Genomic DNA, 11850 nt, shown 5'->3' on the forward strand with positions numbered 1-11850 from the left:
CTGGAGATCGCGGCGGGCTTCGAGGCGCGGGGTCGTAAGACCAAGCGGCTCACCGTCAGCCACGCCTTCCACTCGCCGCGTATGGACGGCATGGTGGAGGCGTTCCGCGAGGTCGCGGAGGGGCTGTCGTACAAGGCCCCGCGGATCCCGATCGTTTCCAACCTCACCGGGGACGTGGTCTCCGCCGAGGAGATCACGACCGCGGACTTCTGGGTCCGCCACGTCCGCGAGGCCGTCCGCTTCCTCGATGGCATACGGACCCTCGAGGCGCAGAAGGTCTCCACGTTCATCGAGCTGGGCCCGGACGGTGTGCTCACCGCGATGGCGCAGGAGTGCGTGACCGACGCCGCGTCCGACGCCGGGTTCGTTTCCGCGCTGCGCAAGGACCGTCCCGAGGCCGAGGCACTGACCACGGCCGTGGCACGGGCCCATGTGCGCGGTGTGGCGGTGGACTGGGCCGGATACTTCGCCGGGACCGGCGCCCAGCGCGTCGATCTGCCGACGTATGCCTTCCAGCGGGAGCGGTTCTGGCTGGAGCCGGGTGCGGCCTCCGTGGGTGATGTGGCGTCCGTGGGCCTGGAGTTGGCGGGGCATCCGCTGCTCGGCGCCGCCGTGCCGCTGGCCGAGACCGACGGGCTGGTGTTCACGGGACGGCTGGGCCTCGACACCCATCCGTGGCTGGCCGAGCACACGGTCCGGGACGCGGTGGTGGTGCCGGGCTCGGCGTTCGTGGAACTCGCCGTCCGCGCCGGTGACCAGCTCGGCTGCGACCTTCTCAGCGAGCTGACCCCGCACGCCCCGCTGGTGCTGCCCGTGCGCGGTGGCGTCCGGCTCCAGGTCACGGTCGGTGCGCCCGACGACGCCGGGCACCGCTCGTTCACCGTCTCCTCCCGCGCGGAGGACGCCGCCGCCGACACGGCGTGGGTGCGCAATGCGAGCGGTGTGCTCGCCTCGGGCGCGCCCAGCCCGTCGTTCGACCTCGCCGAGTGGCCGCCGACCGCCGCCGAGGCCATCGAGCCCGAGGCGGTCTACGCCCGGCTGGCCGAGGACGGGCTGCGGTACGGCCCGGCGTTCCAGGGGCTCACGGCCGCGTGGCGGCGCGGGGACGAACTCTTCGCCGAGGTCCGGCTGGACGACGACGCCAAGCCCGGCGCCGATGAGTTCGCCGTCCACCCGGCGCTGCTGGACGCCGCCCTGCACGCCCTCCACGGCCGCGACGGCGCCCAGCTGACCGATGGCTGGCAGGGCGTCTCCCTGTACGCGGAGGGCGCGTCCGCGCTGCGCGTACGCATCGCGCCCGCCGGGGCCGACACGGTGTCCCTGGCGCTCGCCGACGCCACGGGCGAGCCGGTCGCGGCCGTGGACGGCTTGCGCTGCCGTCCGTTGCCCGACGACCTCAGCGGTGACGCGGACGTGGCGCGGCGGAGCCTGTTCCGGCTGGACTGGGTGGCCCCGCGGGCCGTCTCCGCCGGTCCGGACGCCGCCGCCCGCCGTATCGTCCTGGGCGACGACCCGTTCGGGCTGGTCGCGGCCGGAGTGGCCGCCGGCTCCGCCCCCGATCTGGCCGCGCTGGGCGCGTCCGTCGAGGCGGGCGACACCGCCGCCCCGGAGCTGGTCATCGCGCCCTTCGCGCCCCTGTCCGACGACGCGCACGAGGGCGTGGCCGAGGCCGCGCACCGGGAGGCGCGGCGTGCGCTGGCCCTGGTGCAGGGCTGGCTGGCCGATGAGCGGTTCGGCGATGCGCGCCTGGTGCTCGTCACCAGGGGCGCGATGGCCGCCGACGCCGAGGAGGGCGTCACCGATCTGGTGCACGCGCCCCTGTGGGGTCTGGTGCGCTCGGCCGAGACCGAGAACCCCGGCCGTTTCGTCCTCGTGGACGTAGACGAGGCCGCCGTGGCCGCCGGGGCCGCTGAAGCCGCCGGGACCGCCGGGGCCACTGGCATCGCTGGGACCGCCGGGACCGTTGGCGCCGCCGAGGTCGCCGACACCTTCGCCGACGTGCTCTCCGACGCCCTGGCCACCGGCGAGCCTGAGCTCGCCCTGCGCGCGGGCCGCGCCTTGGCCCCCCGCCTGGCCCGCGCCACGGCCCCGGCCTCCGGCCCGGCCCTGGGTTCCGGTCCGGGCTCGGCCTCGGCCTCCGGTCCGGCCCTGGGTTCCGGCTCGGCCCCGGCCTCCGGTCCGGGCTCGTCCTCGGCCTCCGGTCCGGCCCTGGGCTCGGGTCCGGCCTTGGCTCCGGAGTCGGGTTCTGCCTCGGGCCCAGCTCCGGCCTCGGGCCTGGCCTCGGCTCCGGGTTCGGCCTCGGGCTCGGGCTCGGCCCCGGCTCCGGGCTCGGCCAACCGTCCCGCGGTCGCCGCCCCCGCGTTTGGCGGCGACGGCACCGTGCTCATCACAGGCGGCACCGGCGCCCTGGGGCGGCTGCTGGCCCGCCACCTCGTGGCCGAGCACGGCGTACGCCATCTGCTGCTGACCAGCCGCCGTGGCGCGGACGCCGACGGGGCCGCCGAGTTGGCCGCCGAACTCCGGGCGCGGGGCGCCGAGGTCACCCTCGCCGCCTGTGACGCCGCGGACCGCGACGCGCTCGCCGCGACCCTGGCCGCCGTCCCGGCCGAGCATCCGCTGACGGCCGTCGTGCACACCGCCGGTGTGCTGGACGACGCCACGGTCGCCACCCTCACCCCTGAGCAGCTGGAGCGGGTGCTGCGTCCGAAGGTGGACGCCGCGTGGAACCTGCACGAGCTGACCCGCGACCTCGACCTGTCCGCGTTCGTGCTGTTCTCCGCCATTGCGGGCACGCTGGGCGGCGCGGGTCAGGCCAACTACGCCGCCGCCAACGTCTTCCTCGACGCGCTCGCCGCACACCGCCACGCGGCGGGCCTGCCCGCCACCTCGCTGGTGTGGGGCCTGTGGGCCCAGTCCGGCGGGATCACCGGCGATCTGACCGAGACCGATCTGCTGCGGCTGGCCCGCAGCGGCATGGGCGCCCTCGGCGACGACGAGGGCATGGCGCTGTTCGACGCCGCCCGCCGCACCGGCCGCACCCTGCTGATCCCGGCCCGCCTCGACCTCGCCGCGCTGCGCTCCGCCGCCGGGTCCGGCCCGGTCCCGGCGCTGCTGCGCGGGCTGATCCGGACCACCGGCCGGCGTACCGCCGCCGCTGGCGCGCTCGCCGCCGGTTCGTCCCTGGCCGAGCGGCTGCGCGCGCTCTCCCCGAACGAGCGCCGCCGGACGCTGCTCGACCTCGTACGCGGCCATGTGGCCACGGCCCTCGGCCACGCCTCCGCCGACGCCATCGAGGCGCGCCGGGCCTTCAAGGAGCTGGGCTTCGACTCGCTCACCGCCGTCGAACTGCGCAACCGGCTCTCCGCCGCCACCGGGCTCAAGCTGCCCACCACGATCGTCTTCGACCACCCCAACCCCACCGTCCTCGCCGACCACCTCCGCGCGGAACTCCTCGGCCCGGACGAGAACGAAACCGGGGCCGAGCAGGCGGACCCGGCACTCGCCGCCACCGCCGCCGCTGCCTCCCTCGCGGACGACCCGATCGCCATCGTCGCGATGGGCTGCCGCTACCCCGGCGACGTCCGCTCGCCCGAGGACCTGTGGCAGCTCGTGGCCACGGGCTCGGACGCCATCACCGGATTCCCCGTCAACCGCAACTGGGAGAGCCAGTGGGCGGCGGACGCGGACGAGGCCGACGCGGGCCCGTCCGACTACGCCCGCGCCGGTGGCTTCCTGCACGACGCGGACCTCTTCGACGCCGCGTTCTTCGGGATCTCGCCGCGTGAGGCGCTGGCGATGGACCCGCAGCAGCGGCTGCTGTTGGAGACGTCCTGGGAGGTCTTCGAGCGCGCCGGGATCGACCCGGACTCGCTGCGCGGCCGCTCGGTCGGCGTGTTCGTGGGCGCGGCCTACAGCGGCTACGACGCGGGTCTGGAGCAGGCCGGTTCGGAGGTCGCCGGCCATGTGATGACGGGCAACGCGGGCAGCGTCATGTCCGGCCGTATCGCCTACGCCCTCGGACTTGAGGGCCCGGCGGTCACCGTCGACACGGCCTGCTCGTCGTCGCTCGTGGCGCTGCACTGGGCGATCCAGGCGCTGCGCCAGGGCGAGTGCACGATGGCGCTCGCGGGCGGTGTCACCGTGATGACGACGCCCGGCCACTTCACGGAGTTCAGCCGCCAGGGCGGCCTGGCCGCCGACGGCCGCTGCAAGGCGTTCGCGGCGGGTGCGGACGGCACCGGCTGGGGCGAGGGCGTCGGCATGCTGCTCGTGGAGCGGCTGTCGGACGCGCGGCGCAACGGCTACCAGGTGCTGGCCGTGGTGCGCGGCTCGGCCGTCAACCAGGACGGTGCGAGCAACGGCCTCACCGCGCCCAACGGCCCGTCCCAGCAGCGCGTCATCCGCAAGGCGCTGACCAGCGCCGGGCTGTCGGCCGGCGATGTGGACGTGGTCGAGGCGCACGGCACGGGTACGACGCTGGGCGACCCGATCGAGGCGCAGGCGCTGCTGGCCACCTACGGCCAGGAGCGGGCCGAGGGGCAGCCGCTGTGGCTGGGCTCCATCAAGTCCAACATCGGCCACGCCCAGGCGGCGGCCGGTGTCGCCGGAATCATCAAGATGGTGATGGCGATGCGGCACGGTGTGCTGCCACGGACGCTGCACGTGGACGAGCCGTCGCCGCACGTCGACTGGACGGCCGGTGACATCGCGCTGCTGACGGAGCGGAGGGAGTGGCCGGAGACCGGCCGCGCGCGCCGGGCCGCGGTGTCGTCGTTCGGCATCAGCGGCACCAACGCGCACACCATCATCGAGCAGGCCCCGGCCCTCGCCGCCGAACCGGTGGCGGACGCCGAGCGGGACGGCTCCGGTGTGCTGCCGTACGCGCTCTCGGCCAAGGGCACCGATGCCCTGCGCGCCCAGGCCGAGCGGCTGTACGCCCATCTGACCGCCCAGCCCGGCCTCGAACCGGTCGACGTGGCCCACACCCTGGCCACCGGCCGCGCCGCGCTCGACCACCGCGCGGTGCTGGTCGCGGGCGGCAGGGACGACCTGCTGGCCGGTCTCGACGCGCTGGCGCGGGGAGAGTCCGCGCCGGGGCTGGTCCAGGGCGCGGTCGCCGAGGGCGAGACGGCGTTCCTGTTCACGGGGCAGGGCAGCCAGCGGCTCGGGATGGGCCGCGAGCTGTACCACGCCTACCCGGTGTTCGCGGAGGCGCTGGACGCGGTCTGCGATGAGCTGGACGTACACCTGACGCGGCCGCTGAAGACGGTGCTGTTCGGGGACGACGCCGAGGCGCTGGACCAGACGGGTTTCACTCAGCCGGCGCTGTTCGCGGTCGAGGTGGCGCTGTTCCGTCTCGTCGAGGCGTGGGGGCTGACGCCGGGCTATCTGTCGGGTCACTCGATCGGCGAGTTGGCCGCCGCGCATGTGGCGGGTGTGCTGTCTTTGGCGGACGCGGCGAAGCTGGTGGCGGCGCGTGGCCGTTTGATGCAGGAGCTTCCGTCCGGTGGCGCGATGATCGCGCTGCAGGCGTCGGAGGACGAGGTGGCGCCGCTGCTGACCGAGCGGGTGTCGATCGCCGCGCTCAACGGGCCCACCTCCGTGGTCATCGCGGGTGACGAGGACGCGGCGCTGGAGATCGCGGCCGGTTTCGAGGCGCAGGGCCGTAAGACCAAGCGGCTCACCGTGAGCCATGCGTTCCATTCGCCGCGGATGGACGGGATGCTGGAGGCGTTCCGCGAGGTGGCCGAGGGGCTGTCGTACGAGGCCCCGCGCATCCCGATCGTCTCCAACCTCACCGGTGGCGTGGTGTCCGCCGAGGAGATCACGACCCCCGAGTTCTGGGTGCGCCACGTCCGCGAGGCCGTCCGCTTCCTCGATGGCATCCGCACCCTCGAGGCCCAGGGCGTCACCACTTTCGTCGAGCTCGGCCCCGACGGTGTCCTCACCGCCATGGCCCANGACCCCCGAGTTCTGGGTGCGCCACGTCCGCGAGGCCGTCCGCTTCCTCGATGGCATCCGCACCCTCGAGGCCCAGGGCGTCACCACTTTCGTCGAGCTCGGCCCCGACGGTGTCCTCACCGCCATGGCCCAGGAGTGCGTCACCGACGCCGACGCGGCCGCCTTCGTCTCCGCGCTGCGCAAGGACCGTCCCGAGGCCGAGGCGCTGACCACGGCCGTCGCCCGCGCGTATGTGCGTGGCGTGGCGCCGGATTGGGCCGCGTACTTCGCCGGGACCGGCGCGCACCGCGTGGACCTGCCGACGTACGCCTTCCAGCACCGCCGCTACTGGCCCGAGGAGCCGGTGGCGAGCCTGGCCGCCGCCGCGGGTGTCGACGGCTGGCGGTACCAGGTGACGTGGAAGCCGCTGTCGCTGGGCTCCGCGGCCCGGCTGTCCGGGGTGTGGCTCGTCGTCGCCCCCGCCGAGGACACCACCGCCGACGCGTGGACGGACGGTGTCGTCCGTACGCTGACCGAGCGGGGCGCCGAGGTGCGGCGGCTCGACCTGGCCGACGGTGCCGACGAGGACCGCGCGTCCATCGCCGAGCGGCTGCGTACGGCGGCCGACGGCGGCGCCGTGGCCGGTGTGCTCTCGCTGCTGGCCACCGGGGACACCGACGCCCTGCTGCCCACCGCCGCCCTCGTGCAGGCCATGGGCGACGCCGCGATCGACGCGCCGCTGTGGTGCGCCACCCGGGGCGCGGTCTCGACGGGGCGTCAGGGCGAGCCGGTGGACCCGGCCCGAGCCCAGGTCTGGGGCCTGGGCCGGGTGGCGGCCCTGGAGCTGCCCGACCGCTGGGGCGGTCTCATCGACCTCCCCGGGACGATGACCGACCGGGTGCTGTCGCGGCTCGCGGTGGTGCTCGCCGGGGCCGGGGACGAGGACCAGATCGCCGTCCGCGCCTCCGGCGTGTTCGGCCGCCGGCTGGCGCGGGCGACCGCACGGCAGGTGGCGGAGGCCGAGGGCTGGAGCGCCCACGGCACGGTGCTGGTGACGGGCGGTACGGGCGCGCTGGGCGGCCAGGTGGCCCGCTGGCTGATCGCCAAGGGCGCCGAACACGTGGTGCTCACCAGCCGCCGTGGCCTCGACGCCCCGGGCGCTGCCGAGCTGCGCGATGAACTCGCCGCGTCCGGCGCCCGGATCACGGTCGCCGCCTGCGATGTGGCCGACCGGGAGGCCCTGGCCGGGCTGCTGGCCGACCTCCCCGCCGACCTGCCGCTGACGGCGGTGGTGCACGCGGCCGGGGTGCTGGACGACGGTGTTCTGGAGTCGCTGACCCCCGAGCGCTTCGCCACCGTCCTGCGCGCGAAGGCCGAGGCCGCGCTCGCGCTGGACGAGCTGACGCGCGATCTCGACCTGTCCGCGTTCGTGCTGTTCTCCTCGACCAGCGGCACCGTGGGCGCCGCCGGTCAGGCCAACTACGCGGCCGCGAACGCCTTCCTGGACGCGCTCGCCGAGCGCCGCCGGGCCGAGGGCCTGCCCGCCACCTCGATCGCCTGGGGCCCGTGGGCCGCGGGTGGCATGGCCGCGGACGAGGCGCTGGAGCGGCGCATGCGCCGCGCCGGGATGCCGCCGATGGACGCCGATCTCGCGATCGACGCCCTCCAGCGCGCCCTCGACCTGGGCGACGCCGTCGTGACCGTGGCCGATGTCGACTGGGACCGGTTCGCGCCGGGCTTCACCGCGGGCCGCCCCAGCCCCCTGCTGGCCGACCTGCCCGAGGTGCGCCAGGCCGCCGTCACCGTGACCAGCGACGCCGCACCGGCCGAGACGGCCTCCGCGCTCGCGCGGCGCCTTCTCGGGCTGCCCGAGGCGGAGCGCCACCGGGCGCTGCTGGATCTCGTACGGACCCATGTCGCGGAGGTCCTCGGCCACGCCGACGTGTCCGACATCAGCGCCGAACGGGCCTTCCGCGAGATCGGCTTCGACTCCCTCACCGCCGTCGAACTGCGCAACGGCCTGGGCGCCGCCACCGATCTGCGGCTGCCCGCCACCCTCATTTACGACTACCCGACACCGCTCGCCCTCGCCGACCACCTCTTCGCCGAACTGCTCGGCGGGAAGGTGGCGGCCACGGGCGGCGCGTCGCCGGTGGCGGGCGCGGCGGCCGACGACGATCCGATCGCGATCGTCGCGATGAGCTGCCGCTTCCCGGGTGGTGTCCGCACCCCCGAGGAGCTGTGGCGGCTGCTGGTGTCCGGCACGGACGTCATCTCGGACATGCCCGCCGACCGCGGCTGGGACCTCCAGACGCTCTACAACCCGGACCCGGACGTCGAGGGCACCTCCTACGTGCGCGAGGGCGGCTTCCTGCGGGACGCGGCCGACTTCGACCCGGCGTTCTTCGGCATCTCGCCGCGCGAGGCGCTGGCCATGGACCCGCAGCAGCGGCTGCTGCTGGAAACGTCGTGGGAGGCGTTCGAGCGGGCCGGGATCGACCCGGCGACGCTGCGCGGCTCCACCGCCGGTGTCTTCGTCGGCACCAACGGCCAGGACTACCTGTCCCTGCTGCTGGGCGATTCGCAGGGGCTCGAAGGCCACATGGGCACGGGCAACGCGGCCAGTGTGATCTCGGGCCGGCTCGCCTACACCTTCGGGCTCGAAGGCCCGGCGGTCACCATCGACACCGCCTGCTCGTCCTCGCTGGTCGCCCTCCACTCGGCGATCCAGGCGCTGCGCGGCGGCGAGTGCTCGATCGCGCTCGCGGGCGGTGTGACCGTGATGTCCACGCCCGGTGTGTTCGTGGACTTCAGCCGTCAGCGCGGGCTCGCGGAGGACGGCCGGATCAAGGCGTTCGCGGCCGGTGCGGACGGCACCGGCTGGGGCGAGGGCGTCGGCATGCTGCTCGTCGAGCGGCTGTCGGACGCGCGGAAGAACGGCCACCCGGTGCTGGCGCTCGTGCGCGGCACGGCGGTCAACCAGGATGGCGCGTCGAACGGTCTGACGGCGCCGAACGGCCCCTCGCAGCAGCGGGTGATCCGGCAGGCGCTGGCCGGTGCGGGGCTGTCGGCGTCCGAGGTGGACGCGGTCGAGGCCCATGGCACGGGCACCAAGCTGGGCGACCCGATCGAGGCGCAGGCGCTGCTCGCCACGTACGGCCGGGACCGGGCGGAGGGGCAGCCGCTGCTGCTCGGCTCCATCAAGTCCAACATCGGCCACACGCAGGCCGCCGCCGGTGTCGCCGGTGTGATGAAGATGGTCCTCGCCATGCGGCACGGGGTGCTGCCACGCACCCTGCACGTGGACGAGCCCACCCCGCACGTCGACTGGTCGGCGGGCGACATCAGCCTGCTGACGGAGGCGCGGGAGTGGCCGCAGACGGGCCGTCCGCGTCGTGCGGGCGTGTCGTCGTTCGGCTTCAGCGGCACCAACGCCCACGCGGTGCTGGAAGAGGCCCCGGAGGCTGTTGCCGAGGCGGTCGCGGACGCCGATGAGGGCCCGGCGGCCCTGCCGGTGCTGCTCTCGGCCCGTACGGAAGACGGGCTGCGCGCCCAGGCCGAGCAACTGCACGGCCACCTCACCACGCGGACCGAACTCCGCACGGCCGACCTCGGCTACGCACTCGCCGTGGGCCGCTCGGCCTTCGAGGAGCGCGCGGCGCTGGTCGCCGAGGACCGGGACGGGCTGCTGTCCGGCCTGGAAGCGCTCGCCGAGGGCCGTACGGCGGCCGGGCTCGTCCAGGGCTCGGTGGCCGGTGGCCGGGTGGCGTTCCTGTTCACGGGGCAGGGGAGCCAGCGGCTGGGGATGGGGCGTGAGCGGTACGACGCGTACCCGGTGTTCGCGGAGGCGCTGGACGCGGTCTGCGATGAGCTGGACGCGTATCTGGAGCGTCCGCTGCGGGATGTGCTGTTCGGGGAGGACGCGGAGGCGCTGGATCAGACGGGGTTCACTCAGCCCGCGTTGTTCGCGGTTGAGGTGGCGCTGTTCCGGCTGGTTTCGGAGGCGTGGGGCCTGCGGGCGGACTTCCTGTCGGGCCACTCGATTGGCGAGGTGGCTGCCGCGCATGTGGCGGGTGTGTTGTCGCTGGCGGACGCGGCGCGGTTGGTGGCGGCGCGTGGGCGGTTGATGCAGGAGCTTCCGGCGGGTGGCGCGATGGTCGCGGTGCAGGCGTCGGAGGACGAGGTGCTGCCGCTGCTGAGCGAGCGCGTGAGCATCGCGGCTGTCAACGGCCCGACCTCGGTCGTGGTCGCGGGTGATGAGGACGCGGCACTGGAGATCGCGGCCGGTTGTGAGGCGCGGGGTCGTAAGACCAAGCGGCTCACCGTGAGCCACGCGTTCCATTCGCCGCGGATGGACGGGATGCTGGAGGCGTTCCGCGAGGTGGCCGAGGGGCTGTCGTACGAGGCCCCGCGCATCCCGATCGTCTCCAACCTCACCGGGGACGTCGTCTCCGCCGAGGAGATCACGACCGCCGACTTCTGGGTGCGCCACGTCCGCGAGGCCGTGCGCTTCCTGGATGGCATCCGCACTCTCGAAGCACGCGACGTCACCACGTTCATCGAGCTGGGCCCCGACGGTGTCCTGACCGCGATGGCGCAGGAGTGCGTGACCGACTCCGCGTCGGACGCCGCGTTCATCTCGGCGCTGCGCAGGGACCGCTCCGAGGCCGAGGCGCTGACCACGGCCGTGGCACGGGCGCACGTCCGTGGCGTGGCCGTGGACTGGGCGGCCTTCTACGCCGGGACCGGCGCCACCCGGCTGGCGCCTGACGAGCTGGCCGCGCTGCCCACGTACGCCTTCCAGCGGCAGCGCTACTGGCCGAAGGTCTCGTCGCTGTACCTCGGTGACGTGGCCGCGGTCGGACTCGGCCAGGCCGAGCACCCGCTGCTCGGTGCAAGTGCCGAACTGCCCAGCGCGGACGGGATGTTGTTCACCGGGCGGCTGGCGCTGTCCACGCACCCGTGGCTCGCCGATCACACGATCATGGACACCGTGCTGCTGCCCGGCACCGCGTTCGTGGAGCTCGCGGTCCGGGCCGGTGACCAGGTCGGCTGCGAGGTGCTGGAGGAGCTGACCCTCGAAGCGCCACTGGTCCTGCCCAAGGACGGCGGGGTCCAGCTGCGGCTGTGGGTCGGCGCGGCCGATGACACTGGCCGCCGCCCGCTGGAACTGCACTCCCGGGCCGAGCACCTGTCGGCCGAGGAGCCGTGGACCCGGCACGCGTCCGGTGTGCTGGCGTCCGGCGGTGCGCCGACGGCGTCGTTCGAGCTGACCGCGTGGCCTCCGGCGGACGCCGCCGAGGTCGAGGTCGGCGACCGTTACGCCGAGCTGCGGGACGTCGGTTTCGCGTACGGGCCCGCGTTCCAGGGGCTTCGTAAGGCGTGGCGGCGTGGCGGCGAGGTGTTCGCCGAGGTGGCGCTGGACGAGGGCACGGCCGAGGAGGCCACCGCGTTCGGGCTCCACCCGGCGCTGCTGGACGCCGCCCTGCACGCGCTCGGCCTCGCCGGGCTCGGCGGCACCGAGACCGAGGGACGGCTGCCGTTCGCCTGGACCGGGGTGTCGCTGTACGCGAGCGGCGCCGCCACGCTACGGGTGCGGATGGCCGCCGTGGGCGGCGACGGCGTCCGTCTGGAGATCGCGGACGCCACCGGCGCACCGGTCGCGGCCGTGGACTCGCTGGTGCTGCGCCCGGTCTCGGCCGCGCAGTTGGAGAGCGCGCGCACGACGTACCACGAGTCGCTGTACCGTGTGGAGTGGACGACGACGCCCGCCCCCGCGGACTGGGCCGACGGCCGCTGGGCGGTGCTGGGCACGGATGCGTTCGGGTTGGGCGCCACGGTGTACGCGGACCTGGCGGAGCTGGGCGAGGCCGTGGATTCCGGAACGGCGCCGCCGGACCAGGTCGTGGT

The 11850-nt window shown here is 74.8% G+C and carries 1 pseudogene; it reads left to right on the top strand.

Features of this window, described 5'->3' with window-relative positions:
* Positions 1-6 precede the first annotated feature (6 nt).
* A pseudogene (locus IEJ02_RS51500) lies at positions 7-11850 on the top strand (SDR family NAD(P)-dependent oxidoreductase); the annotation flags it as partial.

The sequence above is a fragment of the Streptomyces sp. 5-10 genome (assembly GCF_014712245.1).
Taxonomy (GTDB): Bacteria; Actinomycetota; Actinomycetes; order Streptomycetales; family Streptomycetaceae; genus Streptomyces; species Streptomyces violaceusniger.